This is a genomic window from uncultured Thermomonas sp. (genome assembly GCF_937872235.1).
Taxonomy (GTDB): Bacteria; Pseudomonadota; Gammaproteobacteria; order Xanthomonadales; family Xanthomonadaceae; genus Thermomonas; species Thermomonas beijingensis.
In genome coordinates, this window is the sequence record NZ_CALMPC010000129.1 from 1 (window position 1) to 25,756 (window position 25,756).

Annotated in this window: 25 protein-coding genes and 1 pseudogene; 22 read left to right on the plus strand and 4 right to left on the minus strand. The window is 62.9% G+C overall.

Going from position 1 to position 25,756, the window contains the following annotated elements; translation table 11 throughout:
• The 10 genes from pabC to QWB57_RS11095 form a co-directional block, all read left to right on the plus strand.
• A partial coding sequence (gene pabC / locus QWB57_RS11050; protein ID WP_288969566.1) for an aminodeoxychorismate lyase occupies positions 1 to 756 on the plus strand: 756 nt, incomplete at its 5' end.
• Positions 753 to 1,790, plus strand: a complete 1,038-nt coding sequence (gene mltG, locus QWB57_RS11055) for an endolytic transglycosylase MltG (RefSeq protein ID WP_223628020.1) — start codon at positions 753 to 755, stop codon at positions 1,788 to 1,790. The genes pabC and mltG, both read left to right, overlap by 4 nt.
• Positions 1,787 to 2,443 (plus strand): dTMP kinase, encoded by a 657-nt coding sequence (gene tmk, locus QWB57_RS11060; RefSeq protein WP_223628022.1) that lies wholly within the window; start codon positions 1,787 to 1,789, stop codon positions 2,441 to 2,443. Before mltG ends, tmk begins: the two co-directional genes overlap by 4 nt.
• Positions 2,440 to 3,441, plus strand: coding sequence for a DNA polymerase III subunit delta' (locus tag QWB57_RS11065; protein WP_223628024.1), 1,002 nt, complete (start codon positions 2,440 to 2,442; stop codon positions 3,439 to 3,441). The genes tmk and QWB57_RS11065 overlap by 4 nt, the downstream gene beginning before the upstream one ends.
• 16 nt (positions 3,442 to 3,457) lie before the next feature.
• The gene (locus QWB57_RS11070; protein ID WP_288969568.1) at positions 3,458 to 3,850 is read left to right on the plus strand and encodes a YbjQ family protein; all 393 of its coding nucleotides are present in this window, start codon (positions 3,458 to 3,460) and stop codon (positions 3,848 to 3,850) included.
• A 48-nt stretch (positions 3,851 to 3,898) separates the two neighbouring features.
• On the plus strand, positions 3,899 to 4,258 hold the full coding sequence (locus QWB57_RS11075; RefSeq protein WP_223628028.1) for a PilZ domain-containing protein: 360 nt from the start codon (positions 3,899 to 3,901) through the stop codon (positions 4,256 to 4,258).
• A 209-nt stretch (positions 4,259 to 4,467) separates the two neighbouring features.
• Complete coding sequence (locus tag QWB57_RS11080; protein WP_223628735.1) at positions 4,468 to 4,857, plus strand: GntR family transcriptional regulator; 390 nt, start codon at positions 4,468 to 4,470, stop codon at positions 4,855 to 4,857.
• Positions 4,858 to 4,886: 29 nt separating this feature from the next.
• Positions 4,887 to 5,801 carry an ATP-binding cassette domain-containing protein gene (locus QWB57_RS11085; RefSeq protein WP_223628030.1) on the plus strand — a complete coding sequence of 305 codons (915 nt, stop codon included), beginning with the start codon at positions 4,887 to 4,889 and terminating at the stop codon, positions 5,799 to 5,801.
• Between the two features lie 10 nt (positions 5,802 to 5,811).
• Positions 5,812 to 7,632, plus strand: a complete 1,821-nt coding sequence (locus QWB57_RS11090; RefSeq protein WP_288969569.1) for a hypothetical protein — start codon at positions 5,812 to 5,814, stop codon at positions 7,630 to 7,632.
• Between the two features lie 24 nt (positions 7,633 to 7,656).
• On the plus strand, positions 7,657 to 9,717 hold the full coding sequence (locus tag QWB57_RS11095) for a prolyl oligopeptidase family serine peptidase (RefSeq protein ID WP_288969571.1): 2,061 nt from the start codon (positions 7,657 to 7,659) through the stop codon (positions 9,715 to 9,717).
• Positions 9,718 to 9,809: 92 nt separating this feature from the next.
• Here QWB57_RS11095 and QWB57_RS11100 read toward each other — a convergent pair whose 3' ends face one another.
• Positions 9,810 to 11,885 (minus strand): 3-hydroxyacyl-CoA dehydrogenase NAD-binding domain-containing protein, encoded by a 2,076-nt coding sequence (locus QWB57_RS11100; protein WP_288969573.1) that lies wholly within the window; start codon positions 11,883 to 11,885, stop codon positions 9,810 to 9,812.
• Between the two features lie 199 nt (positions 11,886 to 12,084).
• Between QWB57_RS11100 and rpoE the strand changes: the two genes are divergently transcribed.
• From rpoE to recO, 9 genes are all read left to right on the plus strand, one after another.
• Positions 12,085 to 12,690, plus strand: a complete 606-nt coding sequence (rpoE, locus tag QWB57_RS11105) for an RNA polymerase sigma factor RpoE (protein WP_288969575.1) — start codon at positions 12,085 to 12,087, stop codon at positions 12,688 to 12,690.
• The gene (locus tag QWB57_RS11110; protein ID WP_223628040.1) at positions 12,687 to 13,538 is read left to right on the plus strand and encodes a sigma-E factor negative regulatory protein; all 852 of its coding nucleotides are present in this window, start codon (positions 12,687 to 12,689) and stop codon (positions 13,536 to 13,538) included. Before rpoE ends, QWB57_RS11110 begins: the two co-directional genes overlap by 4 nt.
• Positions 13,539 to 13,620: 82 nt before the next feature.
• Positions 13,621 to 15,189: a DegQ family serine endoprotease gene (locus QWB57_RS11115; RefSeq protein ID WP_324296103.1), complete on the plus strand. Its 1,569-nt coding sequence runs from the start codon at positions 13,621 to 13,623 to the stop codon at positions 15,187 to 15,189.
• A 137-nt stretch (positions 15,190 to 15,326) separates the two neighbouring features.
• Positions 15,327 to 17,120: a translation elongation factor 4 gene (gene lepA, locus QWB57_RS11120; RefSeq protein ID WP_223628740.1), complete on the plus strand. Its 1,794-nt coding sequence runs from the start codon at positions 15,327 to 15,329 to the stop codon at positions 17,118 to 17,120.
• 58 nt (positions 17,121 to 17,178) lie between these two features.
• Positions 17,179 to 17,961 carry a signal peptidase I gene (gene lepB / locus QWB57_RS11125; RefSeq protein WP_223628742.1) on the plus strand — a complete coding sequence of 261 codons (783 nt, stop codon included), beginning with the start codon at positions 17,179 to 17,181 and terminating at the stop codon, positions 17,959 to 17,961.
• 48 nt (positions 17,962 to 18,009) lie between these two features.
• A complete protein-coding gene (locus QWB57_RS11130) occupies positions 18,010 to 18,396 on the plus strand; it encodes a DUF4845 domain-containing protein (RefSeq protein WP_223628044.1) in 387 nt (128 codons plus the stop codon).
• Positions 18,389 to 19,060 (plus strand): ribonuclease III, encoded by a 672-nt coding sequence (gene rnc, locus QWB57_RS11135; protein ID WP_223628745.1) that lies wholly within the window; start codon positions 18,389 to 18,391, stop codon positions 19,058 to 19,060. The genes QWB57_RS11130 and rnc overlap by 8 nt, the downstream gene beginning before the upstream one ends.
• Positions 19,057 to 19,980: a GTPase Era gene (gene era / locus QWB57_RS11140; RefSeq protein WP_223628045.1), complete on the plus strand. Its 924-nt coding sequence runs from the start codon at positions 19,057 to 19,059 to the stop codon at positions 19,978 to 19,980. The genes rnc and era overlap by 4 nt, the downstream gene beginning before the upstream one ends.
• A gap of 91 nt (positions 19,981 to 20,071) precedes the next feature.
• The gene (recO, locus tag QWB57_RS11145; protein WP_223628047.1) at positions 20,072 to 20,827 is read left to right on the plus strand and encodes a DNA repair protein RecO; all 756 of its coding nucleotides are present in this window, start codon (positions 20,072 to 20,074) and stop codon (positions 20,825 to 20,827) included.
• Here the strand turns inward: recO and rnk are convergent.
• The 3 genes from rnk to yhbY form a co-directional block, all read right to left on the minus strand.
• Complete coding sequence (gene rnk, locus QWB57_RS11150) at positions 20,794 to 21,222, minus strand: nucleoside diphosphate kinase regulator (protein WP_223628050.1); 429 nt, start codon at positions 21,220 to 21,222, stop codon at positions 20,794 to 20,796. The genes recO and rnk overlap by 34 nt on opposite strands.
• Positions 21,223 to 21,296: 74 nt before the next feature.
• A complete protein-coding gene (locus QWB57_RS11155; RefSeq protein WP_288969578.1) occupies positions 21,297 to 21,707 on the minus strand; it encodes an Mth938-like domain-containing protein in 411 nt (136 codons plus the stop codon).
• Between the two features lie 7 nt (positions 21,708 to 21,714).
• Complete coding sequence (gene yhbY / locus QWB57_RS11160; RefSeq protein ID WP_288969579.1) at positions 21,715 to 22,020, minus strand: ribosome assembly RNA-binding protein YhbY; 306 nt, start codon at positions 22,018 to 22,020, stop codon at positions 21,715 to 21,717.
• Positions 22,021 to 22,091: 71 nt separating this feature from the next.
• Between yhbY and rlmE the strand changes: the two genes are divergently transcribed.
• From rlmE to QWB57_RS11175, 3 genes and pseudogenes are all read left to right on the plus strand, one after another.
• A complete protein-coding gene (gene rlmE, locus QWB57_RS11165; protein ID WP_223628747.1) occupies positions 22,092 to 22,739 on the plus strand; it encodes a 23S rRNA (uridine(2552)-2'-O)-methyltransferase RlmE in 648 nt (215 codons plus the stop codon).
• A gap of 21 nt (positions 22,740 to 22,760) precedes the next feature.
• Positions 22,761 to 24,653, plus strand: coding sequence for an ATP-dependent zinc metalloprotease FtsH (gene ftsH / locus QWB57_RS11170; protein ID WP_317851750.1), 1,893 nt, complete (start codon positions 22,761 to 22,763; stop codon positions 24,651 to 24,653).
• Between the two features lie 246 nt (positions 24,654 to 24,899).
• Positions 24,900 to 25,756: pseudogene (locus QWB57_RS11175) on the plus strand (hypothetical protein); the annotation flags it as partial.

Below are 25,756 nucleotides of genomic sequence, written 5' to 3' on the forward strand. Positions count from 1 at the left end.
CTCAATTACGGCGATGGTGTGTTTGAAACCATGCGCGTGGACCATGGTGGGTTGCCGCTGTGGCCGCGCCATCTTGCGCGCCTTGGTGAAGGTGCGCAGCGACTGGGTATCGCCTTGCCGGAGCGGGCCTTTATCGAAGCGCGCCTGCATGAAATCTGCGCCGGTGTGGACGCCGGCGTGATCAAGCTGTTGCTGACCCGTGGCGATGGTGGGCGCGGGTATGCGCCATCGGTGGATGCGCCGCCGGTGTGGGTGTTGTCGTTGCATCCGTTGCCACCCAAGCAAACCGCGTTGCAGTTGCATGCGTGCAACACCCGTCTTGCCACGCAGCCCTTGTTGGCCGGGATCAAACATTGCAACCGCCTGGAACAGGTTCTGGCGCGAACCGAAGCACAACGTGCGGGTTGCGATGAGGGCCTGATGCGGGACATGGCCGGCAACGCCGTGTGTGCCACGGCGGCCAACTTGCTGGCGTATTGCGACGGGCGCTGGTTGACGCCGCCGATCGAGCACTGCGGTGTGGCCGGCGTGTTGCGTGGCTGGTTGTTGGAACAGGGGATGCTGGAGGTGGCTGAATTGTCGATGGACGCGCTTGCCGCAGCTGACGCGCTGACCCTTTGCAACGCCGTGCGCGGTATCCTGCCAGTGGCACGATTGGGTGCGCGCAGCTGGCGCGCGCAGCCGGCAGTGGCAGCATTGCAAACCGCCTTAGCGAAGGACTATCCGATGTATTCCAACACTGTGGAGTTGGCGTGAAATTTCGCACCTTGTTGCTGTGCTGTGGGTTGATCGTGGCGGCTGTACTGGGGGGCTACGGCTGGCGCTATTTGCGGTTTGCCGATACGCCGCTGCCCGGCATTGCCGCCGATGCGAGCGTGGTGGTGGAACGCGGCGACAACCTTGGCAAAGTGCTGAACAAATTGCGCGCGCAACGCATCGAGATCGGCGCTGGCGTGTACTGGCAAGTCTTGGCGCGACAAACCGGTGCAGCCGGGAAATTGCAGGTGGGCGAATATGCGCTGGCCACCGACACCACCCCGCGCAGCCTGCTATCGGCGATGCGCGATGGCAAGGTGATCCGTCGCAGCTTCACGATTGTGGAGGGCTGGACTATGCGCGATCTGCGCGCCGCACTTCGTAAAGTCACGGTGCTGAAGCAAGCTTTGCCCGAACTCGATGATGCCGCGTTGATGCAGGCGCTGGGGCATGCCGGGCAACATCCGGAAGGCCGCTTCCTGCCGGAAACCTATGCGTGGACGCGTGGCGACAGCGATCTGGATATCCTCAAGCGCGCCTATGCAGGGATGGAAAAAACCCTGGACGCCGAATGGCGCACGCGCGCCGAAGATTTGCCGTTCGACCGCCCGGAGCAGGCATTGACCCTTGCATCCATCATCGAAAAAGAAACCGGCAATGCCAGCGAGCGTGTACAGATTGCCGGGGTGTTCGTGCGCCGCTTGAAAACCGGCATGCGCCTGCAAACCGACCCCACCGTGATCTACGGTATGGGATCAAGTTATGCCGGCAATATCCGTCGCGTCGATTTGACCACCGACACGCCTTACAACACCTATACCCGCGACGGTCTTCCGCCCACGCCGATTGCGATGCCGGGCAAGGCGGCGCTGCACGCAGCCACCCATCCTGCCCCCGGCAATGCCTTGTATTTTGTAGCGATCGGCGATGGCAGCGGGCGGCACGTATTCAGTGCCTCGCTGAGTGAACACAATGCTGCCGTGCGTGATTACGTGGCGCGCTACCGTGTGCAGCGGCAGGCAGAAAAGCAATGACCGGGTGGTTGACGCAGCCGCATTTTGTGACACTGGAAGGCGGCGAAGGTGCCGGTAAAAGTACCGTGCTGGCGGCACTGCGTGATGCCTTGCAAGCCGACGGTTGCGATGTGGTCAGCACCCGCGAACCCGGGGGCACGCCGCTGGCCGAGCGCATTCGCAGTCTGCTGCTGGATGCCGGCGATGAAGCGGTGGCACCGCATGCGGAGTTGTTGCTGATGTTCGCCGCACGCGCCCAGCATGTGCAGGAGATCATCCTGCCGGCTTTGCAGCGCGGGGCGTGGGTCATCTGCGACCGTTTCACCGATTCCAGTTATGCCTACCAAGGTGCAGCACGTGGCATGGATGTGCATTTCATTGCCGAATTGGAGCGCCATGCGGTAGGCATTGAACCGGGGCTGACCCTGCTGCTGGATCTGGACGTGGCGCATGCGCGGCAACGCACGCGTGGACGTGACTTGCTGGGCGGTGCGTCACCCGACCGCATCGAGCGTGAACGCGACGAGTTTTTTGAACGTGTGCGTGCCGGCTTTCTGACACGGGCCGCCCAGCACCCACAGCGTGTCCACGTGCTGGATGCCAGCCCCGAGGCGGCCGCCGTGGCCGCAGCGGCACGCATGCGGTTGGCGGACTACCGCAAGGCGCTGGCATGAGCACGTTGCCAGCCCTCGCACCGTGGCAGCAGCGCGCCTATGCGCAGGCCGCAGATGCAATCACCGCCGGCCATTTCGGCCATGCCAGCTTGATCACCGGGCCTGAGAAAATCGGCAAGCGCCTGTTGGCCGAACACTTGGCGCAGCGCGTGTTGTGCCTTGCCCCGCGCACGGATGGTGAAGCGTGCGGGCAGTGCAAGAGCTGCCAGCTGTTTGCTTCACGCGCACAAATGGACACACTGGAAGTGCGCCCGGATGGCAGCCCGGCGCATCCGTGGGGCCGCAGCGCGCATCCGGATCTGTATTTCCTGGGTTATGAAATCAACGCTAAAACCGGCAAGCCGCGCGCCGAGATTGTGATCGAACAGGTGCGTGCACTGACCGAGAAGTTGGGACTCACCGCGCAACTGGGTGGCGCGCAGGTGGTCATCATCGAGCCGGCCGATGCCGTCAACTGGCACGCGTGGAATGCGGTACTGAAGTCACTCGAAGAACCGCAGCCGGGCCGCTATCTGTGGTTGTTGTCCTGCAACCCTGCGCGTTTGCCGGCCACCATCCGTAGCCGTTGCCAGCGACTGGATGTGCGCCTGCCGCCGCAGCCAGAAGCGCTGCATTGGCTGCGCCAGCGCGGGCATGCCGAAGCGGTGGCGAGCGAGGCCTTGGATGCGGCACGCGGCCACCCAGGGCTGGCCGATGCGTGGGTGGCGGGGGATGGCTTGGCTCTGCGCCGTGAGGTCTTCAAAGATGCGCAAGCCTTGCAGCACAAGCAGATTGAGCCGGTACAAACGGCACAGCGCTGGGTGGCTGATGTCCATGCCGGCGAGCGCTTGCGCCATCTGGCTGAATTTGCCCTGCGTGAGGCCGCAGGCTTGACCGATCCTGCCGCAACCCGCAGGCTGGCTGCGCGGTTTGATGCGGCTAATCGTGCCCGTGATTTGCTGCGCACCGCGGTGCGTGCCGACTTGACGGTATTGGACGCGCTGCTGCCGTGGCATTGATTCAAGCGGAGAACGTATGACCGATCCTTACAATTCAGCTGCCACGATTACGGCACCACGTTCCGGCATCCTGCTGGATGACAGCATGGTGACCACGGCATCGGAATTACCCAACTACCGCATCGTGCGTAACCTTGGTTTGGTACGCGGCATCGTGGTGCGTTCGCGCTCTGTGGTGGGCAATTTCTTCGGTGGTTTGCAATCGCTGTTGGGCGGCAACATCACCATCTATACCGAACTATGCGAGCAAGCGCGCCAGGAAACCTATCGCGACATGGTGATGCATGCCCGCCAGTTGGGCGCAAACGCCATCGTCGCGGTGCGCTACGATGCCACCGAAATCATGACGGGCCTGTCTGAGGTGCTGTGCTACGGCACGGCGGTTGTGGTGGAACACGGCAATCATTGAAAATGGATGTACGGATAGTTTGCTTGGTGCAATCAAGCAGGGGGAAGGATGAGTAATCCAACAGGTGGGGCGCGGCAAGGCATCTTGTCGCTGGCAATCAAGGACAAGGCTGCGCTGTACGGGGCCTATATTCCCTATGTCAAGCAAGGCGGCATTTTCGTGCCCACCACGCGGCGCTACTTCATCGGAGATGAGGTGTTCCTGCTGCTGACTCTGCCGGATTCTTCCGAACGTTTGCCGGTGGCAGGCAAAGTGGTGTGGGTGACTCCCGCTGGTGCACAGGGCAACCGCCCCGCCGGGATTGGCGTGCAGTTTGCCGACACCGCCGAGGGCGAAGCGGTGCGCAGCAAAATCGAAACCACCTTGGCTGGGACCTTGGGTGGCGATCAGCCGACGCAGACGATGTAAGCGTCGATCAGCTCCACCTGTTGCCGCGCGCTTGCCGGGAATCTTTACGCTGATTCCATTTTCTGATTGATTCGCGCCCGCTTGGCGCGGCTTTGTCGCGCCTGTGGCGGTTTCGTCGCATTCGGCTGGACGCTGGCGGACACGCTGCCCTGTACTGCTGCCACTAGTACAGGCAGGACAGCGCGTACATGGTTCGAACTCGGCCCTTGATGATCCAAATTGCGACTGGCGACCCGCGCCCGATCGGCCGCCAGATCGTGGATGCCGTGCGCATGAAAGTTGCGACGGGTGAGCTTGACCACGGCGATCAATTGCCGAGCGTGCGCGGGTTGGCGCAGCAGCTGATGATCAACCCCAACACGGTGGCCAAGGCCTATGCCGAGTTGAGTACCGAAGGCTGGCTGGAATCGCGCCAGGGCATGGGCTTGTATGTGGCGGCAAAACGTCAGCGCTTGTCCGATGCCGAGCGCGAACGCCGGCTGGATGACGCCGTGGGGCGTCTGGTCAATGACGTGGTGCCGCTGGGCTTTGCGCCCGCGCAGGTGCAGGCGCGGATCACTCACGAATTTCAATTGCTGCTTCCCCGTAAATCCGCATAAGTCGCCGCGCCGGCGGCATTGGAATTGCTATGTTCACCCATTCTGATTTTGTCATCGAAACCCACGCGCTCAGCAAGTGTTACGGCCGCAAGCTGGCGCTTGACCAGCTCGACCTCGCGATTCCGCGTGGTCGCATCCACGCCATCGTCGGTGCCAACGGCGCCGGCAAGTCGACCTTGTTCCGTATCCTGCTGGGTTTCATGCCGCCGACCTCGGGGCAGTCCCGCATCCTCGGCAAGGACAGCCAGCAACTCAGCCCGCAAGATCGCAGCCGGATTGGCTTCGTCAACGAGGAGCACACCCTGCCGAACTGGATGCGAGTGGCGCAGGTGATGGCGATGCAGCGTCATCAGTACGGGCGCTGGAACCAGCAGGCCTTCGATGGCGTGATCGGGCACTACAACGTGCTGCCGGAGCAGAAGATCGGCCAGCTTTCGCGCGGCGAACGCGCTGGCTTCAACCTCGCGCTGGCCTTGGCGCAAGGCCCAGAATTGCTGGTATTGGATGAGCCAACCTTGGGGCTGGACGTGGTCGCCAAGCGCGCCTTCCTCGAATCGCTGTTGCAGAGCAACGCTGCCGATGACTGCACGGTGATCTATTGCTCGCACCAGATGGAGGAGATCGAACGCGTTGCCGACAATTTGATCATCCTCGAACGCGGCCAGCTCAAGCACATGTCGGCCCCGGAGGCGTTCACCGCGCGGGTCAGCCATTGGGTGGCCGACCTGCCGTTCAAGGGGCCGGATCTGCGCTTGGTGCCGGGTTTGCTGGAAACCCAGCGCATCGATGGCTTGCAGCACTTTTTGGTGCTGGATCAGGACGCGGACTTCGAACATTTCCTGCGTGCCTGTGGCGCGCGCAATGCGCAGTCGATGCCGGTCAGCCTGGACCGCGCGGTCAACGCATTCCTTGCCAAACACCACGCCGCGCCGGCCACGGCCTGAGGACACCGACATGAACGATCTTTTCAAGGGCGAGCTGCTGCGCTTCCGCCTGTGGGCCGGCATCGCCGCCATCGTCAATCTCGCCGTGCTGGGCTTTCTCAGTCGCATGGTGGACATGGCGCAGCAGCCGCTGTTCGTCTACCAAGTATTCGCCGCAGTGTATGCCGTGGCCGGTGCCCTGCTGGGCATGTACCAGATGGGCACGTACCGCAAGCCGAACCAGTGGCTGAGCCTGCTGCATCGCCCGCTGCACCGCCTGCGCATCGCCGGCGCGCTGAGCGGCGCCGGCATGATATTGCTGCTGGCCGCGGTGGCGCTGCCGATCGCGCTGGTTGCGCTGTACCAGGACACGATGACTGCGCGCGTGGTCGACCTGCGCCACTGGCTGCTGCCGATTGCGGCATGGCTGATCGCGGTGTCTGGCTACCTCGCCGGCGCGTACGCGATGGCCGGCAATCGCCGCTATTCGTTCGCCGCATTCCTGCTGCCGAACCTGTTCATGTATGCGCAGGCCTCGGGCGTGGCGATGCTGGGCCTGCAACTCGTCGTCATCGCCTTCCTCGCGGCGATGCTGGCGATCGCGTTCAAGCCGGACCCGGCCGCGCCATCGCGCAATCCCGCGGCGGTGCTGGTGATCGCGCTGCCGGTGCAACTGGGCGCGTATTTCCTGGTGTGGATGCTTGGCTACGGCGTGGAAGTGGCGTGGACGGTCGCTGGTACGCACCCGCTCAACATGCCGGTTCCGCCCATGGACGGCACCATCGAGGCCGATCGCGCCGAAGGCAAGGACATGCTGCTGCTCGGCATCAAGAACAGCCGCGACCCCGAGGCCGCACTGTGGCGCGAACAGATCGCATTGTCCGACGTTTACACGCGCTATCCGCTGCGCAACCTGCCGGTGCAGGGCAGCATGACCAACCTGTCGCCGCTGGAATTCGGCGACGACGAGAACAACCTGTGGCTGGTGTACAGCCACGACCGTGCGCGTTTCGTCACCCGCGGCCTGCGCGACCAGCGCCGGATCGGCGAGATGGGCGTGGGCGAGCAGCAGGCCGCATTCCCCGCGCCGACCATGCCCTACGGCGCCACCTACCTGTACAACGCGGACGCCGCCTACCAGTACGACAGCGAACAGCAGCGCATGTTCGAGCGCATTCGCCTGCCGCAGGGCGAAGTGATGGCCAGCCCGCCGCAACCGGCCGGCGACAACATCCTGGTGCTCAGCAACCGCGCCGCCTATTTCTATCCCGGCCGCGAGGCGATGAACGGGCTCGACCTGCTGCAACCACTGCTGCGGGTGGCGATGCCAGGCCAGGTCGGCAATCTCAGCCGGATGGACGTGATCGAACTGCTGGACGGTTACCTGGTGTCCTACACCTACACCTGGGGCGTGTGGAGCGGTGAATTGCAGCATCCGTTCCAGCAGGTGCTGCGGGTGGACGGCAAGGGGCGTGTGCGGATCGTTGCGCGCCGCGCGTTGTCGATCGACCTGCCATCGGTTTACACCAACCGCAACAGCTGGCTGTCGCCGGTGCTGCGCGCGCTCTGCCTGGGTGCGCAGGATCTGTTCGCGGCGCAGGATCCGCTGCGCGCCAAGCCCGAGCCGATGCCGGCGTCGGTGCTGTGGCTGGCGGGTGCGTGTTGCCTGCTGTCGCTGCTGGGCGCGGTCTGGCTATCTCGCAGGTTGCAGCTTTCGATGCGTGGCCGCATCGGCTGGGTCGTGCTGTGTGGCGTGGTCGGGCTGCCGGCGCTGGTCAGTCTGTGGTTGCTGTACCCGCGTCGCGAACCCTTGCCGATGGCTGCACCGAGCGCGCAGCCGGTCGCGGCCTGAGCCAGCAGGGACGAGGACACGACAATGACAATACTTCGAACCCTGTGTGGCATGCTGGCGCTGTGCGCCCTGCTGCTTGCGCCGCACACCTTGCACGCGCAAGCCATCGAAAGCCTGCGCGCCGCAGAGACCGCACAGCGCGCCTTGCCGCTAGCACCACGCCTGCCGCGCGCGGCCTTCCTCGAAAACCGCACGCTGGTGGCCGCCGAGCTTTCGCCAGCCGGCGATGCGGTGGCCTATCTGCGCGAGCAGAAGGATTCGCGCGCGCTGTGGCTGTTGCCGACCGGCGACGGCAACCCGCACATGCTGGTCGGCAGCACTCAGGCTGAACAAGTCATGTGGTCGCGCGATGGCCGCTGGTTGTTCCTGCGTGCGCCACGTGCGCTGACCATTGTCGGCATTGACGGCCGCAGCGGTGTGCGCGTGCCGCTGGGCGGCAGTGAGCGGCGGCGGGTGATCAAGCTCGATCTGTCGCAGCCGGCCGCCGTGTTGCTGGGCGAACGCGTCGCCGCCGGCAAGGGCGAACGCTGGCCTGCCGTTCGATGGCGAATCGTGCGTATGGACGCATATGGCAAGCGCACCGTACTGCGCGAAGATACGCGCTGGATCCACGACATCGCACTGGATGCACAAGGCCGTGTCGTCGCGCTGACACGTTTCGAGGGCGGCCACGATGCGCTGTATCGGCTGCACACCGACGCAACGCTGCGCGAAGTGCTGCGCCTGCGGCCGATGCAGCGACTGGACCTGCTGGCGGCGCGTGCCGATGGCAGCCTGCTGATGACCGGCAATCCCGGCGACGGATTCGATGGGAATTTTCGCCGCGTGCTGCGCTTGGACGCAAACGACAGGTTGCAGACCCTGCACCAGGATCCGCGCGGCGAGGCCGACCTCGATGACGTGGTGATCGATCCACGCACCTTGCAGCCGCTGGCGGCGAGCTACCGCAGCACCGTCGCCGCGACGTACGGAATCGGCGATGCGCAGGCCACGGTGGCCGCCATCGCCGCGAAATTCCCCGGCCGCGACATCGGCCTGCAAGCCGGCAGCGGTCCTTCGGCGCATTGGCTGGTGCGCGAACGTGCGGCGAACCTGCGCGATCCGCGCTGGTACCTCTACGACCCGCGCAACGGCGACCTGCGACGGATCCTCGACGATCCCGGGATCACCGCCAACTCGCCGCCCGAATCGAACCTCGCGCGCAAGCTCGCGGTGTCCTATGTCGCCTCCGATGGGCTGCGCGTGCACGGTTTCGTGCTGCTGCCGCCGGGCGTGGACGCCGCGCACGCACCACTCATCGCGCAAGTGCACGGCGGCCCGATCAACCACTTCCGCGCGGGTTACGACGGCACCGCGCAGTTCCTCGCCAATCGCGGCTACGTGGTATTCCAGTCGAATTTCCGCGGCTCCACCGGGCATGGACGCGCGTATACGTTTTCTTCGAACGGTGATTACGGCAACGGCCGCGTGCAGCAGGACATCGTCGAAGGCGTGCGCTGGCTGCTGGCGCAGGGCATCGGCGACAAGGCGCGGGTGGGCATCGTCGGCCATTCCTTCGGCGGGTATTCGACGCTGCTGGGCCTGACCTTCCAGCCGGAGCTGTTCAAGGTCGGCGTGGCCGGTTCACCGCCCGCTGATTTGGGCTGGGCGATGCGCTGGTTGGTCGAGTCCGGCGAGCAAGGCGACCTGCCCGACCGGTCGTTGCGGCAGACGCTGCGCGCGTTGTCGTTGGATGGCGGTGATCCTGCAACCTATGCGCGCCTGCATGCACAGTCGCCCCGGGTGAACGTGGCAAGGATGCGGCGTCCACTCTTGATCATGGCCGGCAGTGCCGACCGCACCGTCGCAATTCGTGACGTGACTGACTATGTGGCGCGCTTGCGCACGCTCGGGCAGCCGGTCAGCTTGTTGGTGGAACCGGGTGGTGGGCATGCGCCGGTCGATCCGATCCCGCGCGAGGCCTATCTGTTCGCGATGGAAACCCTGTTGCAACGCCATCTCGGTGGGCCGCCGCCGGAACCGGCCGGGCCGCGCTTGCGTGCCTATCTGCGCGCAAATCTGCGGCTGGCCGGGCCGGAGTTCTAAACAAAAGCGGGGTCAGAGTCGACTTTCGCAACCCTGCCTCCCAAGTGCTTCGAGAGTTCATCGCAAAAGTCGACTCTGACCCCGCGTTTCCTTCAAGCCACGGGTTCGCGCAGCACGGCGTTGTCCCAACCTGCGCGCGGTGCGAAGCGTTCGCCGTACTTGGCCTGCAATGCCATGAGCCGCGCCAGCAGCGCGTCAGCACCCACCGTGCGGATATGCTGAATCGGGCCGCCCCGGAACGGCGCAAAACCGGTCCCGAAAATCACCCCGGCATCCAGCAGGTCGGCATCACTGACCACGCCGGCCTGCAAGCAGGCTACCGCTTCGTTGAGCAGCGGCAGGATCAGGCGGTCTTCCAAATCATCCGGTGCAGCGTAGCCAGCCGGCAGCTCGGGTTTTTTGGCTTTGCCGTTTTCCCAAGCGTAGATGCCTTGGCCGTCTTTCTTGCCGCGCTTGCCTGCGTCCACCGTGGCCAGTGCTGCCGGGATTTGCAGGCCAAGGAAGGGCGCCAGCTCCTTGCTGACACCAGCGGCCACATCCAAACCTACGGTGTCGATCAGCTCGATCGGCCCCATCGGCATGCCGAATTTCACCGCAGCCTTGTCGATGGCCGCACCCGGAATGCCTTCGGCATAGGCAGTGGCGGCTTCCAGCATGTACGGGAACAGCACCCGATTGACCAGGAAGCCGGGCGTACCCGCCACCGGCACCGGGAACTTGCCCAGCGCCTTGCAGAACGCCGCCAGGCGGCGTTCGGTCTCGGGATCCATGCCGTCGTGATGAATGATTTCCACCAGCGGCATTTGCGCCACCGGGTTGAAGTAGTGCAGGCCGGCAAACTGCGCCGGGCGCGCGATGTGCGGGCGCAGTTCGTCCAGCGGGATCGACGAGGTATTGGTGGTCAGCAGCGCACCGGTCTTCATGCGCGGTTCGACCGCCTGATACAACTCGCGTTTGGCATCCGGGTTTTCGATGATGGCCTCGATCACCAAATCGGCGTCTGCCACGCCGTCGCCGTTCAAATCGGACTTCAGGCGCGCGGCGACTTCCGGGCGCTTGGTTGGGTCTTTGACTTTCTTGTCGAACAGGGCTTGCGCACGTTGCAGCGCGCCGTCGATAAAGCGTTGCTCGCGGTCTTGCAGCGTGACATCGAACCCTTTGTATGCGGCAAACGCGGCGATGTCGCCACCCATCACCCCGGCGCCCACCACATGCACATGGCGGATATTGGCATCGCCCTTGCCCAAGCCCTTCATGCGCTCGGTCAGGAAGAAAATGCGAATCAGGTTGCGGGCGGTGCTGCTGCCGGCCAGTGTGACCACGGCCTTGCGTTCGGCATCCAGGCGCACGCGGATCGGTTTGCCTGCGCTGCGCTGCCACGTTGCAATCAGCGCATACGGCGCGGGATAAAACGCCTTTGGCGCTTTGCGTGCCACCTGCTTGATCATCTGCGGCGCCAGCAGTTTGCGCGCGGCCAACGTATTGCTGGACCACGCCAGCAGGCGCTGTTTGAATGGACGAACGCGACCTTTCAATGCCAGCGTGGCCGCCGTGTCGATCAGGTTGGCCGGCGCGCTGACGTTGTCTACCAAGCCAATCCCCAGCGCCGCCTTGGCCGACAAGGCGCGGCCGGTCAGCATCATGTCCATCGCGGCGGGCGCGCCCACCAAGTGCGGCAGGCGTGCGCTGCCGCCCCAGCCGGGAAAGATGCCCAGTTGCACTTCCGGCAAACCAATGCGGGTGGAGGCATCGCTGCTGGCCACGCGGTAGCGGCAAGCCAGCGCGATTTCGGTGCCGCCGCCCATGCAAAAGCCGTGAATCGCCGCCACCGTGGGGCAGCGCAACTGCGCCAGCCGCTGGAACATGGTTTGCCCGCGACGGATGGCATCGTCCACCGTGCCCTTGCGGTCAAATTCCTGAAATTCCTTCAGGTCCGCACCGGCAATAAAGCCGCTGGTTTTACCCGAGGCAATCACCAGCGCTTTCGGCAGTTCCAGCGCAATCCGCTCCAGCACATCGCCCAGCTCGATCAGCGCATCCTGCGAGAACGCATTGACCGCCGCGTCGGCGCGGTCGAAGTACAACACCAGCACGCCATCGTCACGCAGCTGGGGTTTCCAGTGGCGCAGCGGCAGCCCGGCAAAGCGGTCGGCAGTGGGGTTGGTCATGGAAATCGCCATGCGCATGCCATCCATTCAATCGAAAGGCCTATCCTAGCCCGGTGAAACTTGAATACTTGCCTAATTGCCATCAGGTCGCTCCCGGCGGCAACACGCGGCTGCGGAACTTTCGCGGCATCCTGCTGTCACAACGCTCGGACTCTGCCGGGCTCATTTTCGAGGCCGGCGCGCAATGACGGAGGATCGGGTGTCGCAAGCGCTGGATCATGACCTGGTCGCCAGGGTGCAACGGGGCGATACCGCCGCGTTCGACCTGTTGGTGCGCAAATACCAGCACCGCATTGCGGCGGTGATTTCACGCTATATCCGCGATTGGTCGGAAGTGCAGGATGTGGCGCAGGACACGTTTATCCGCGCCTATCGCGCGATCAAGAATTTTCGTGGCGATGCACAGTTTTCGACGTGGCTGCACACCATCGCAGTGAATACCGCGAAGAATCATTTGGCTGCCAATAACCGTCGCCCACCCGGCGAAGATATTGATGTGGAGGATGCCGAGCAGTTTGAATCGGGTTTGCGCCTGCGCGATACCGATACGCCCGAGCGTGAACTGATGCGTCAGCAGCTGGAACAAACCGTCGTCGCTGCGGTCGAAGCCTTGCCACAGGATCTGCGCGAAGCGATCACCCTGCGCGAAGTGGAAGGGATGAGCTACGAGGACATTGCCGAACGCATGGGCTGCCCCATTGGCACGGTGCGTTCACGCATCTTCCGCGCCCGCGAGGCCATCGATGCCCGCATGCGCCCCTTGCTGGATCACGATGAATTGCCCAAGCGTTCGAAAGCCTCATGAAGACCGAAACCGACCGCCACTGCATCGACCTCACCCAACTGTCCAGCCGTGAGCAACTCTCGGCGCTGATGGATGGCGCCTTGCCTGCAGACCAGACCCGCTTCCTGTTGCGCCGCTTGCAACACGACACCGAGCTGGCCGCCAACTGGGAGCGCTGGCGTATTGCCGGCGATGCCATGCGCGGCATTGCGCCAACGCAGCACCTGTCGGTGGATTTTGCGCAGCGGGTAGCAGCCTCCCTGCACGGTGTAGACCTGTCGTCGCAGGCGCAGCGCAGCACACAACGCCCGCCGCGCTGGCTGCGGTGGGGCGCAGGTTCCGCGGTTGCAGCGGCACTGGCGGTGGTGGCGCTGATGGGGCGTTCGCCATTGCCGGCAGCGCCGGCAACGGCCAGCGGGGCACAAGTGGCCGTGCAGGTGCCCGCGTCGCCCGCACCCACACCCACGCCCATGCCTAGGCACGCACCCGAAACGCCACAAATCCCTGCCGCATTGACGCCGGCACCGGCCGTCTTGGCCGCTGCGGCCACGGTGGCGGTGGCCAAGCCTGTACGGCGCAATGTTGCGCGTGTGGTTCCGCTGACAGCGCCCGCATTGGAATTGGCGCAAGCAGCACCGGTCGCCCTGCCGCAAACCGGAATCACCAGTCGTCCGTGGCCGCGCAAAATCCTGCCGCAATACGACAACGCCAGCGGCTTGACCGTCGGCTTTGGTGAGCATGCCTCGCCCGCGCTTGCGCCCAATCCGTTTGTACCGCCGGTGTTTGCCACGCCCCCCAAACTGCTGTCCAGCGATGTGCCTGCGCAGCTGAAATCGCATGCGCCTGCAGAGCTGCAATCGCAGCCTTGAGTGCGCTGAAGGTCGCTGTGGTCTGCGGCAGATGTGTTGTGATTTTTCCCCCACGATCTCCGTGAACGAGGAGTGTTTGTTTATGCCTGCAACTCAGATCATTCGCCTGCGTCCGCTGTTGCTGGTCGCCGCTTTGGCCGTCGCCGGAGTGGGGGCGTGCAGTGGCCAGAATCCCGCCAATGCGGGCATGCCGCAGCTCGCGCAGCCGGCCGCACCTGCGCCGGAATTGGTCGGCAATCTGCCGGATTTCACGCGTTTGGTGGAGCAAGTTGGCCCGGCCGTGGTCAGCGTGCAGGCCGAGATTGGCAGCAAGCTGCAGGCGCGGCGTGCGCAGCAGCAAATGCCGCAGGACGATGAGGATGATGGCTCCGGCGATGCGCAAATTCCCGAATTCTTTCGCCGTTTCTTTGGTCCGGGCATGACCCCGATGCCGGGGATGCCTGGCATGCCCGGTGCACCCAATGCGCGCCCGCGCGGCACCTCGCTGGGAACGGGGTTCATCATCTCCAGCGATGGCTATGTGCTGACCAACCATCATGTGGTCGACGGCGCCGATACCGTGCGCATCAAGCTGTCGGATCGTCGCGAGTTCACCGCCAAGGTGGTGGGCAGCGACGAGCAGAGCGACGTGGCCCTGCTCAAGATCAATGCCACCGGTCTACCGGTGATGCGTGTGGGGGATTCCAAGCTGCTCAAGCCGGGTCAATGGGTGGTGGCCATTGGTTCGCCGTTCGGATTGGATCACTCGGTGACGGCGGGGATTGTCAGCGCCGTGGGGCGCGCCAATCCTGGTGCCGACCAGCGCTACGTGCCGTTCATTCAAACCGACGTGGCGATCAACAAGGGCAATTCCGGCGGCCCGTTGCTGGATACGCGTGGGCAAGTGGTGGGGATCAATTCGCAAATCTTCAGCAATTCCGGCGGCTATATGGGCGTCAGCTTCGCCATCCCGATCGACGTGGCGATGAATGCCGTCAAGCAGCTCAAAGCCACCGGCAAGGTGACGCGTGGCCAGTTGGGCGTGCAGATTCAGCCGATGGATCGGGATACGGCCAAGGCACTTGGCTTGGCCGATGCAAGCGGTGCGCTGGTGGCGCGTGTCGAGCAGGGCAGCCCGGCCGAACGTGCCGGCGTGCTGCGCCAGGACGTGATTCGCAGCGTCAACGGTCAGCAAGTGTATGACGCCAGTGACCTGCCGCCGATTATTGGCGCGATGGCACCGGGCACCAAAGTGACCTTGGACGTGATCCGTGACGGCAAGCCGCGCAGTTTGAGTGCGACCTTGAATGCACTGGATGACAATGTGGCCGAGGCCGGCAACGGCCGCAATGCTGCGCCTGACAAAGCCCCTGCCAATGCGGCCGGGAATGCGCTGGGCATCCTTGGCAAGGATTTGCTGCCCGAGCAGCGCGCCCGGCTGGGCCTGCAAGCAGGCGAGGGCGTGCTGGTGGCGCAAGTGAAAGGCGATGCCGCACGCAATGCCGGCTTGCAAGCTGGCGATGTGGTGTTGGCGGTGGGGCGTACCGATGTGGGCAGCGTGGCCGCATTGGATGCCCAGTTGCGCGCCGTAGGCACCGGCAAGCCGGTGATGCTGCTGGTGCAGCGCGGTGGCGGTACCCGCTACATGGCGATCAACCCGGCAGAAGGCTGAGGCCGGGGTAAGGCTGAACCGATCCGCGCGCGTCCACCAAGGCGCGCACGGGCCTGTGCGATAATGAACGGCTCACTTTCGGCGGGCCGCAATCCGCCCCCGTTCCTCTATCGAAGCCCCCCATGCAGCACGACGCCATGCGGTTTATCCGCAACTTCTCCATCATTGCCCATGTCGATCACGGCAAGTCCACCTTGGCCGACCGCATTATCCAGCTGTGCGGCGGCCTGCAGGCGCGCGAGATGGAAGCGCAGGTGCTCGACTCCAATCCCATCGAGCGCGAGCGTGGCATCACCATCAAGGCGCAGTCGGTTTCGCTGCCGTACACCGCCAAAGATGGCCAGACCTATTTCCTGAATTTCATCGACACCCCCGGCCACGTGGATTTCAGCTACGAAGTCAGCCGCTCGCTGGCTGCCTGCGAAGGCGCGTTGCTGGTGGTGGATGCCGCACAAGGCGTGGAAGCGCAGTCGGTGGCCAACTGCTATACGGCGGTCGAGCAAGGCCTGGAAGTGGTGCCGGTGCTGAACAAGATCGACTTGCCCACCGCGGACATCGACAAGGTGAAGGAAGAAATCGAAGCCGTGATTGGCATCGATGCCGAGGACGCGGTGGCCATCAGCGCCAAGACCGGGCTGAATGTGGGGGATGTACTGGAGGCGATTGTCAAACGCATTCCACCGCCACAGCCGCGCGACACCGACAAGCTGCAGGCCCTGATCATCGACTCGTGGTTTGATAATTATCTGGGCGTAGTCTCGCTGGTACGGGTGATGCAGGGCGAGCTCAAGCCCGGCGACAAGATGCTGGTGATGAGTACCGGCCGTGCGCATCAGGTTGATGCGGTGGGCGTGTTCACGCCCAAACGCAAGGTGCTGCCAGCACTGAAAGCCGGCGAAGTGGGCTGGATCACCGCCAGTATCAAGGACGTGCACGGCGCGCCGGTGGGCGACACCCTGACCTTGGCCAGTGACCCGGCACTCAAGCCGTTGCCGGGGTTCCAGGAAATGCAGCCGCGTGTGTTCGCCGGGCTGTTCCCGGTGGATGCCGAAGACTACCCGGCGCTGCGTGAAGCGCTGGACAAGCTGCGCTTGAACGATGCTGCTTTGCGCTTCGAGCCGGAGTCGTCGGAAGCGATGGGCTTTGGCTTCCGTTGTGGTTTCCTTGGCATGCTGCACATGGAAATCGTGCAGGAGCGCTTGGAGCGCGAATACAACCTCAACCTGATTTCCACCGCGCCCACGGTGATCTACGAGGTGTTGAAAACCGATGGCAGCATCGTCTCGATGGACAACCCGGCCAAGTTGCCGTCGGCGAATCTGGTGGACGAAATCCGCGAGCCCATCATTCGCGCCAATATCCTCACCCCGCCGGACTACATCGGCAGCGTGATCAAGTTGTGCGAAGACAAGCGCGGCGTACAGATCGGCATCACCTACATGGCCAGCCAAGTGCAGGTCAGCTATGAATTGCCGATGGCCGAAGTGGTGCTGGATTTCTTCGACAAACTCAAATCCGTCAGCCGTGGCTATGCTTCGCTGGATTATCACTTCGTGCGCTTTGAAGCCGGCGCATTCGTGCGTGTGGATACCTTGATCAATGGCGACCGCGTGGATGCACTGTCGATCATCGTGCACCGCTCGCAGGCCGACCGCCGCGGCCGGGAACTTTGCGAGAAGATGAAAGATCTGATTCCACGGCAGATGTTCGATGTGGCCATCCAGGCCGCCATCGGTGGACAGATCATCGCCCGCACCACGGTCAAGGCGTTGCGCAAGAACGTGCTGGCCAAGTGCTACGGTGGCGATGCCACCCGCAAGAAAAAGTTGTTGGAGAAGCAAAAAGAAGGCAAGAAGCGGATGAAGCAGGTGGGCCGGGTGGAAATCCCGCAGGAAGCCTTCCTCGCCGTGTTGCAGGTGGATAGCAAGTGATGTTTTTTTCCTTCTCCCGCGGGAGAAGGTGCAAAAACCCGTTGGAGTACATCGCATGATGGTGTGGTTCGAAACAATTTTGGTGGTGCTGACACTCCTGTCCGGCCTGATCTGGTTGCTGGACAAGTTGTTCTTCGCCAAAAAACGCATGGCTGCTGCCGAGGTCGGTGAGGCCAAGGATCCGATCCTGGTGGATTACGCCAAGTCGTTTTTCCCGGTGCTGGCTTTGGTATTGGGCTTGCGCAGCTTCGTTGCCGAGCCTTTCCGGATTCCGTCCAGCTCGATGATGCCCACCCTGCTGATCGGCGATTTCATCCTCGTCAACAAGTTTTCCTATGGCCTGCGTTGGCCGATCACCAACAAGAAGTTTTTGAGCAATGGTGAGCCGGCGCGCGGCGATGTGGTGGTATTCCGACCGCCGCAGCACCCGAAGGAAGACTGGATCAAGCGTGTGATTGGCTTGCCTGGAGATCGCATTGGTTACCACGACCACAAGGTGTACGTGAATGGTCGGCCATTGCCGTATCGATCCGAGGGGGTGTTCACCGGAGTCGGCCAAGGGGCTGGTGAAACCGGCGACAATAAATTGACCGAAGGCTTGCAGAATCACCCGCATTTTGTGCTGGAACGTGAAATCAGCATGGCCGATGGTGACTGGACGGTGCCGGCAGGGCATTATTTCGTCATGGGTGATAATCGCGGCAATAGCGAGGACAGCCGGTTCTGGGGGTTCCTGCCGGAAGCCAACCTGCGCGGCAAGGCGTTCCTGGTGTGGATGAATATCGACACCGATGCCGATCACTGGGTGGACGTTTCCCGTATTGGAACGCGTATTCCTTGAAATGAATGTTGGGCAGTTTGCAGTTCTCAAGCCAAAGGGGAAGCACCAATGAAGCAGATGCAACGTGGCATTACCATGATCGGGTTCCTGATCACCCTGACTTTCGTTATTTTCTTTGCTTACTGCGGCATGAAGATTGGCCCGATGTACATGGAATTTTTCTCAGTCAAGAAAGCACTTGCCGGGATTGCCAGTGACCCCGAGGCCGCCAACGCATCCAAAGACAAGATCCGCATGCTGCTGAACAAGCGCTTCCAGATCGACTATGTGTCGGTGGTCAAACCCGAGATGCTCAAAATCGAAAATACGGAAGGTGGCTACAACCTTGTCATGGATTACGAACGCCGCGAGGAGCTGTTTGCCAACCTTGATGTGGTCGGCAAATTTCATGCCGAGCAGGCTTTGACGCGTGGTGCAGGTGCCAGCAATAACTGACCCTGCGCTGCGTGCATTTGCTGGCCATGCCTTCATCACGCCGGCACTGCTGGCGCAGGCATTGACCCACCGCAGCGCCGGCAGCCTGAACAACGAGCGTCTGGAATTTCTCGGCGATGCGCTGGTCAACCAGTTCATCGCCGAGGCCTTGTATCGGCACTGGCCCAAGGCGGATGAAGGTGCGTTGACCCGTGCGCGCGCCGAATTGGTGCGCGAATCGGCACTCGCTGGCATCGCCCGGCAACTCGACATCGGCAGCCAGCTGGTGCTGGGGCCGGGTGAAATGAAAACCGGCGGGCATCGCCGCGATTCGATTTTGGCCGATGCGGTGGAGGCCTTGGTGGCGGCGATTTATTTGGATGCCGGCTTTGCGGCCTGCCGCACGGTGGTGCTGCCATGGTTTACCGACATGATTGCCGCGCTGCCGCCACCCAACAAAGTTGGCAAAGACGCCAAAACCCGGCTGCAGGAATGGTTGCAAGCTCGGCAACGGGGGCTGCCGGTCTATGCGCTGCTGCACGAAGGCGGGGAAGACCATGCGCGGGTGTTCCAGGTCAGTTGCACACTGGCCGAGCCTGCGCTTGTCACCACCGGTGAGGGCAGTTCACGGCGGACGGCAGAACAACAGGCGGCCGAGGCCGCCCTCAAGGAATTGGAAACATGAGCAGCACATCTTCACGCAGCGGCGCAGTGGCCGTGATCGGCCGGCCCAACGTCGGCAAATCCACCTTGGTCAACGCGCTGGTGGGTGCCAAGATCAGCATCACCTCCAACCGGCCGCAGACCACGCGGCATCGGTTGTTGGGGATTGCCACGTTTCCACGCGGGCAACTGCAGTTGGTGGACACCCCTGGCATCCATGGCGAGCAGGGCAAGCGCTCCGGCAAGGCGATGAACCGGATGATGAATCGCGCTGCGCGCGGTGCCCTGGAAGGGGTGGATGTGGCCTTGCTGGTGATCGAAGCGGGTCGCTGGGACAACGAAGACGGTCTGGCCTATGACGCCCTGCATGATGCGGGCCTGCCGGTGGTGCTGGTGGTCAACCAGGTGGACAAACAGAAAGACAAAACCGCCCTGCTGCCGTTTATCACCAAGGTGACCGAGGGCCGCGACTTTGCCGCCGTGCACCCGCTGTCGGCACTCAAGCGCAGCGGACTGGAACAACTGGTGGCAACCTTGATGGACTTGGTCCCCGAGGCCGAGCCGATGTACGGTGAGGATGAAATCACCGACAAGAGTCAGCGTTTTCTTGCCGGTGAATTGGTGCGTGAACAACTAATGCGCCGGCTGGGCGAAGAACTGCCGTATTCGACCACGGTAGAAGTAGAAAAATTTGAAGAAGAACCTTCCCCCAAAACAGGCGTGATGTATCGCATCGACGCGGTGATCTGGGTGGAGCGTGAAGGTCAGAAAGCCATCGTTATCGGCAAAGGCGGCGAGCGCCTGCGCGACATCGGCAAGCACGCCCGTCAGCAGATGGAACGGCTATTCGGCGCAAAGGTGTTTCTGCAAACCTGGGTGCGCGTGCGCGAAGGCTGGAGTGACGACGAAGCCGCTTTGCGTGCGCTGGGTTATCACGATTGAATCCTGGGTTGCCTTCGCAGGAGCGCAAATACGTTCGCGAAATTACTGCAGGTAGCATCGCTACCCCTGCGGGGCGCTCCTACAATGACGCATGCGCTACATCACCGAGCCCGCCTTTGTCCTGCACGCCCGCCCGTGGCGTGAAACCAGCTTGCTGGTGGAAGTATTAAGCGCTGAACACGGCCGTATCGGGCTGGTGGCACGCGGGGTACAAGGCCCGAAAAAGCATCTGCTGCGTGCCGCTTTGCAACCTCTACAGTCGATTCGCTTCGATGGCGAGCAACGCGGTGAACTGGCGCAGCTGCGCGCTGCCGAAGCGGTGGATGCGGCGCCGTTGCTGCACGGCGATGCCGCGCTGGCGGGCTTCTACATCAATGAACTGTGCCTGCGGCTGGCACCACGGCAGGCACCGCAACCCGAACTGCATGCGGTGTATGCGCAGGTACGTGAGCGATTGCGTGCTGGCGAGCCGTTGGCATGGACGCTGCGCCGTTTCGAGCGCGATGTCCTGGATGCGCTGGGCGTGGGCTTGGACTATGCGTTGGCCGGTGAAGGCGATGCGATTGATCCGGCGGCACGTTATCGGCTGGATCCCGAGCATGGCCCGCGCCGCGCGCTGGGCGAGCGCGCAGGCGAACGCCGCGAACTGGCCACCGGGCGCGCGCTGTTGGCGTTGGCAAGCGACGCGCAGCCAGGCAGTGAGGATTTGGCCAGCCTGCGCCTGCCCTTGCGTGCGGTGCTACTGCACCATTTGAGTGGGCGCGGGTTGAAGTCGTGGGAGATGCTGGGCGCGCTGGGACGGCTGACGGCCGCTCAGCGATGCAGCGCGCCCGCAGCTTCCGGTTGATAGCGAATCGACAGCACGTGCAGGCGCGCGCTGCGCCCCCCCGGCATTGGCCAGTCGATGCTGCTGCCTGCGCGCAGACCGAGCAGGGCGCTGCCTACCGGCGCAAGGATTGACACCTTCTCGCCGCTGCCATCGGCATCCCGCGGGTACACCAAGGTCAGCTCGTATTCGTGCACTTGCTGCTGGTCATCCACGACTTTCACCAGTGCGGTGGAATTCATGGTGATGACATCGGCCGGCATGTTGCCGGGTTCGGTCAATTCTGCACGCGCCAATTCCTCGCGCAAGGCCGCCGTGTTGATGCCGCTGTATTGCGGGCGCTCCAGCAAATCCTCGATGCGCTCCACATCGACGCGGGACAGCAACAGGGCGGGGCGTTGGGCATGGGTGGTCATAGGGTGCGGCTCCTGCAAAGCAAAACGGACGGCGCGGCAGGCGCGTCGCCCGTGGGTTCACGAATTGAAGCCTATTATCCGCCGACGGTGCTGCCCGCGGCAACCTCGGGTGGGGCGGGGAACAGAAAGCCTGCGACCACCCGCCGTCCTTCGCCCGCCAGAATGGAATAAGTGCGTGCGGCGGCGGCATTGGTCATCACTTCCAACCCGATCCCTTGTTGCAGGCAATGCGCCATCACCCGTGCGGGTGGGAACTGTTGGCTGGCACCTGTACCGAGCACAATGAGTTCAGGCTGCAATGCCAGCAAGGCATCCAGATCGGACGGCTGCATCAGGCGCGCATCGACGATTGGCCAGTGTTCCTGCAGGGTCTCGGGGGCAATGATGAAACTGCGGGTCAAGCGCTGGGCATTGACCAATGCAGCGTTGCCATCGGCACCGCGCAGGAAAAACGGGTAATCGGGGCGTTCCAGCAGCAGGTGCATGGCCGGCTCAGGCGCGCGGCAGCACGATATGCCGTTTGTCCTTGCTGGGGCGATACAGCGTAGCGGTATGCCCAATCCGCTGCACCAGCACTGCGTCGGCGCGTTCGGTCAAGTCCACGATCATGGCGTCGCGTTGTTCGCGATCGGCGCCGCCTACTTTCACCTTGATCAGCTCGTGGTGCTCCAGGGCCAGCTCGACTTCGGTCACCAGTGCATCGGTGATGCCCTTGCCACCCACCTGCAGCATTGCCTTCAGATCATGTGCCTGGCCACGCAAAAAACGGATCTGGGCATTGGTCAGGGCGATCGACATACGGCACACAGCAAACGAATGGGGGCGTGCAGGGTATCATGCACACCCTGTCTCACGCGCTTTCGGCGGCCATGGCCACCCGCAGTCAATCCAGCCAACGCTGGCTCAAAGAGCATTTTTCCGACCCCTACGTGAAAAAAGCGCAGGCCGAAGGCATGCGTTCGCGTGCCGCCTACAAGCTGGAAGAACTGGCCGAGCGTGACCGCCTGCTCAAGCCGGGCATGGTGGTGGTGGATCTGGGGGCTGCCCCCGGCGGTTGGTCGCAATGGGTGCGGCAGGAGCTCAACCGGCTGGACCCGTCCAAGCCGGGGCGGGTGATCGCCAGCGACATCCTGGACATGCCCGGTTTGGCCGGGGTGGACTTCCTTCACGGCGACTTCAGGGAAGATGCCGTGTTATCGCAGTTGCTGGACATGCTGAACGGGGATACGGTGGACCTTGTCTTGTCCGACATGGCCCCCAATAAGAGTGGAATGGATGCGGTGGATCAACCGCGTGCGATGCACTTGGTGGAGCTGGCCATGGACTTTGCCGATGGTCATCTCCGCACCGGTGGTAGCTTCCTGATCAAGCTGTTTCAGGGGGCAGGTTCGGATGACTATCTGCGGGAACTGCGGCGGCGTTATGCCAAGGTGGTGATCCGCAAGCCGGCGGCCTCGCGCAAGCGATCGCCGGAGGTGTACGTGCTGGCCACCGGCAAGTTGGCGAAAATGAAGTGATACGGGCGACATAAGGACGACATGAACGATCTTGCGAAAAACATATTGCTCTGGGTAGTGGTGGCTGTCGTGTTGATGGTCGTGTTCCAGAGCTTTTCGCCCAAGCTGGCGGCGAGCCAGGACGTGGTCTATTCGCAGTTCGTGCAGGATGTGGAAAACGACCGCATCAAGTCGGTGGATATTTCCAGCAATGAGCGCAGCCTCGATTTCGTGCGCGCCGATGGCAGCAAAGGCACCACCACCGCACCCGTGCGTGACCGTGATCTGATCAATGATTTGATCCAGCACAAGGTTGAAATCAAGCAGGCCGCGCCGGAGTCGGGCGTGTCGTTTTGGTCGTTGGTGCTGAACTTCCTGCCGGTGCTGCTGATCATTGGCTTCTGGCTGTTCATGATGCGGCAGATGCAAGGCGGCGGTGCCGGCAAGGGTGCGATGTCGTTCGGGCGTTCGCGTGCAAAATTGCAAGGTGAAGACCAGATCAAAGTGACCTTTGCCGATGTGGCCGGTTGCGATGAAGCCAAGGACGAAGTGGGCGAGCTGGTGGAGTTTTTGCGTGACCCCTCGCGCTTCACCAAGCTGGGCGGCAAGATTCCGCGCGGCGTGCTGATGGTGGGCCCACCCGGTACCGGCAAAACCTTGCTGGCACGCGCGATTGCGGGGGAAGCCAAGGTCCCGTTCTTCAGCATTTCCGGTTCGGATTTTGTGGAAATGTTCGTTGGCGTGGGCGCATCGCGGGTGCGTGACATGTTCGAAACCGCCAAGAAGCACGCACCGTGCATCATCTTCATCGATGAAATCGATGCCGTCGGCCGCCACCGTGGTTCCGGCATGGGGGGGGGGCACGACGAGCGCGAACAAACCCTCAACCAGATGCTGGTGGAGATGGACGGGTTTGAAGGCGGCGAAGGTGTGATTGTGATCGCCGCCACCAACCGTCCCGACGTACTGGACAAAGCACTACTGCGCCCGGGCCGCTTCGACCGTCAGGTCATGGTGGGCCTACCCGACATCAAGGGCCGTGAGCAAATCCTGAAAGTGCATATGCGCAAGGTGCCGTTGCACGACAATGTGCGCGCTGATGTGCTGGCACGCGGCACCCCGGGATTCTCCGGTGCGGATTTGGCCAATCTGGTCAACGAAGCCGCGCTGTTTGCGGCGCGCCGCAACAAGCAGCAAGTGGACATGCGTGATTTTGAAGACGCCAAGGACAAGATTTACATGGGCCCGGAACGGCGCAGCATGGTCATGCGCGAAGATGAGCGCCGCAATACCGCGTATCACGAGTCTGGCCACGCCGTGGTGGCGATGTCGCTGCCCAAGGCCGACCCGGTGCACAAGGTCACCATCATGCCGCGTGGCTGGGCATTGGGCGTCACCTGGCAGTTGCCCGAGCACGACCACATCAGCAAGTACAAGGACCGCATGCTGGAAGAGTTGGCCATTCTGTTTGGTGGCCGGATTGCCGAAGAAATCTTCGTCGGCCAAATGTCCACAGGTGCTTCCAACGACTTCGAACGCGCCACCCAGCTTGCGCGTGGCATGGTGACCAAGTACGGCATGTCCGATGTGATGGGCACCATGGTGTACGCCGATGCCGAAGCCGGGTATGGCATGCACAGCAAGACCATTTCCGAAGCCACCCAGCAAAAAGTGGATGCGGAAATCCGGCGCATTCTTGATGCGCAATACACGGTTGCACGCGACATTCTGGAATCCAAGCGCGATGTGGTGGAAGCAATGGCAGCTGCCCTGCTGGAATGGGAAACCATCGACGCCGAGCAAGTCAAAGCGCTGATGGAAGGTCGTACGCCCAACCCGCCGCTGGGTTGGGAAGACAAGTCCGACAAGGGCAAGCGCGACAGCGATGCCGCACCGCCTGCCGCCCCGATCGGTGGGCCGGTGGTGCAGCGTTAAGCAATAACAGGCATCGGCGCATCTGACGCAAGGCCGGGAGCAATCTCGGCCTTGTGCTTTCGGGGCCTGCAGTTGCCGGCAATGCAGGCTTTGCCGATACTGCCCATGAATCCCTTGGGGTAAGTTCAATTGGGCAGATTGGCGCAATGGTTGCACCAGCTCAAGCGGCGCAATGTGCTGCGTGCGGCGGCGCTGTATATCGGTGCAGTTTGGGCGCTGGCGCAGGGGATTGCGCAATTGGCACCGGTGTTTGGCATTCCCGATTGGGCGGTGCGCTGGTTCATAATCGCGGGGGTGATTGGTTTCCCGTTCTGGATCGTCTTTGCATGGTTTTACGAGTTCACGCAGGGCGGACTGAAACGGGAAAGCGAGTGGGATACGGATGACCGGGCCGCGCGTTTGCACGACCGCCGCCTCGACAAATGGATCATCGGCGTCCTGTTGGTCGCAGTAGTTTTGCTGGTGACCAATCAGTTTGTGCTGCGTCGCGATGCCACCAGCCTGGCGGATGCGACGGCCAGCGCCGAACAGGATGGCACCGGCTTGAAGTCCATTGCCGTACTGCCGTTGGTGAATGCCAGCGGTGACCCGCAGCAGCAGTTTTTTTCCGATGGCTTGTCGGAAAATCTCATCGATGTGCTGTCTTCCATCGAAGGACTGCGGGTGAGTGGCCGCTCGTCTTCATTCCTGTTCCGCAACAGCAAGGACGACCCCCGCACCATCGGGGCCAAGCTGAACGTATCCTACCTGCTGACCGGCAGCGTGCAGCGCTCCAGCGACACGATCCGGGTGCGCGCGGAAGTGGTGGATACGCACACTGGGGCGTCGGTGTTTTCCAAACGGTTCGAACGGCCCGGCGGCGACCTGTTCGCCTTGCAGGACGAGCTTTCCAAGTCGATTGCCGATACGCTGAACGTGGCGCTGCTGTCACCGACTGCCGACGTGATGGGTCATCGCCCGCCCAGCGGCAATCTGGAGGCCTACAACGCGTTTTTGCGCGCGAATTTCCTGGTTGATCTCGGCAACGAGCGCGATACTCGTCGGGCCATTGATGAGTACACGCATGCCACGACGCTGGACCCCCGTTATGCGATGGCGTGGGC

Coding starts and splice junctions, on each gene's coding strand:
- tmk (WP_223628022.1), top strand. CDS start 1,787: ATGACCGGGTGGTTGACGCAGCCGCATTTTGTGACACTGGAAGGCGGC.
- QWB57_RS11065 (WP_223628024.1), top strand. CDS start 2,440: ATGAGCACGTTGCCAGCCCTCGCACCGTGGCAGCAGCGCGCCTATGCG.
- QWB57_RS11070 (WP_288969568.1), top strand. CDS start 3,458: ATGACCGATCCTTACAATTCAGCTGCCACGATTACGGCACCACGTTCC.
- QWB57_RS11075 (WP_223628028.1), top strand. CDS start 3,899: ATGAGTAATCCAACAGGTGGGGCGCGGCAAGGCATCTTGTCGCTGGCA.
- QWB57_RS11080 (WP_223628735.1), top strand. CDS start 4,468: ATGATCCAAATTGCGACTGGCGACCCGCGCCCGATCGGCCGCCAGATC.
- QWB57_RS11085 (WP_223628030.1), top strand. CDS start 4,887: ATGTTCACCCATTCTGATTTTGTCATCGAAACCCACGCGCTCAGCAAG.
- QWB57_RS11090 (WP_288969569.1), top strand. CDS start 5,812: ATGAACGATCTTTTCAAGGGCGAGCTGCTGCGCTTCCGCCTGTGGGCC.
- QWB57_RS11095 (WP_288969571.1), top strand. CDS start 7,657: ATGACAATACTTCGAACCCTGTGTGGCATGCTGGCGCTGTGCGCCCTG.
- QWB57_RS11100 (WP_288969573.1), bottom strand. CDS start 11,885: ATGACCAACCCCACTGCCGACCGCTTTGCCGGGCTGCCGCTGCGCCAC.
- QWB57_RS11110 (WP_223628040.1), top strand. CDS start 12,687: ATGAAGACCGAAACCGACCGCCACTGCATCGACCTCACCCAACTGTCC.
- QWB57_RS11115 (WP_324296103.1), top strand. CDS start 13,621: ATGCCTGCAACTCAGATCATTCGCCTGCGTCCGCTGTTGCTGGTCGCC.
- lepA (WP_223628740.1), top strand. CDS start 15,327: ATGCGGTTTATCCGCAACTTCTCCATCATTGCCCATGTCGATCACGGC.
- lepB (WP_223628742.1), top strand. CDS start 17,179: ATGGTGTGGTTCGAAACAATTTTGGTGGTGCTGACACTCCTGTCCGGC.
- QWB57_RS11130 (WP_223628044.1), top strand. CDS start 18,010: ATGAAGCAGATGCAACGTGGCATTACCATGATCGGGTTCCTGATCACC.
- era (WP_223628045.1), top strand. CDS start 19,057: ATGAGCAGCACATCTTCACGCAGCGGCGCAGTGGCCGTGATCGGCCGG.
- recO (WP_223628047.1), top strand. CDS start 20,072: ATGCGCTACATCACCGAGCCCGCCTTTGTCCTGCACGCCCGCCCGTGG.
- rnk (WP_223628050.1), bottom strand. CDS start 21,222: ATGACCACCCATGCCCAACGCCCCGCCCTGTTGCTGTCCCGCGTCGAT.
- QWB57_RS11155 (WP_288969578.1), bottom strand. CDS start 21,707: ATGCACCTGCTGCTGGAACGCCCCGATTACCCGTTTTTCCTGCGCGGT.
- yhbY (WP_288969579.1), bottom strand. CDS start 22,020: ATGTCGATCGCCCTGACCAATGCCCAGATCCGTTTTTTGCGTGGCCAG.
- rlmE (WP_223628747.1), top strand. CDS start 22,092: ATGGCCACCCGCAGTCAATCCAGCCAACGCTGGCTCAAAGAGCATTTT.
- ftsH (WP_317851750.1), top strand. CDS start 22,761: ATGAACGATCTTGCGAAAAACATATTGCTCTGGGTAGTGGTGGCTGTC.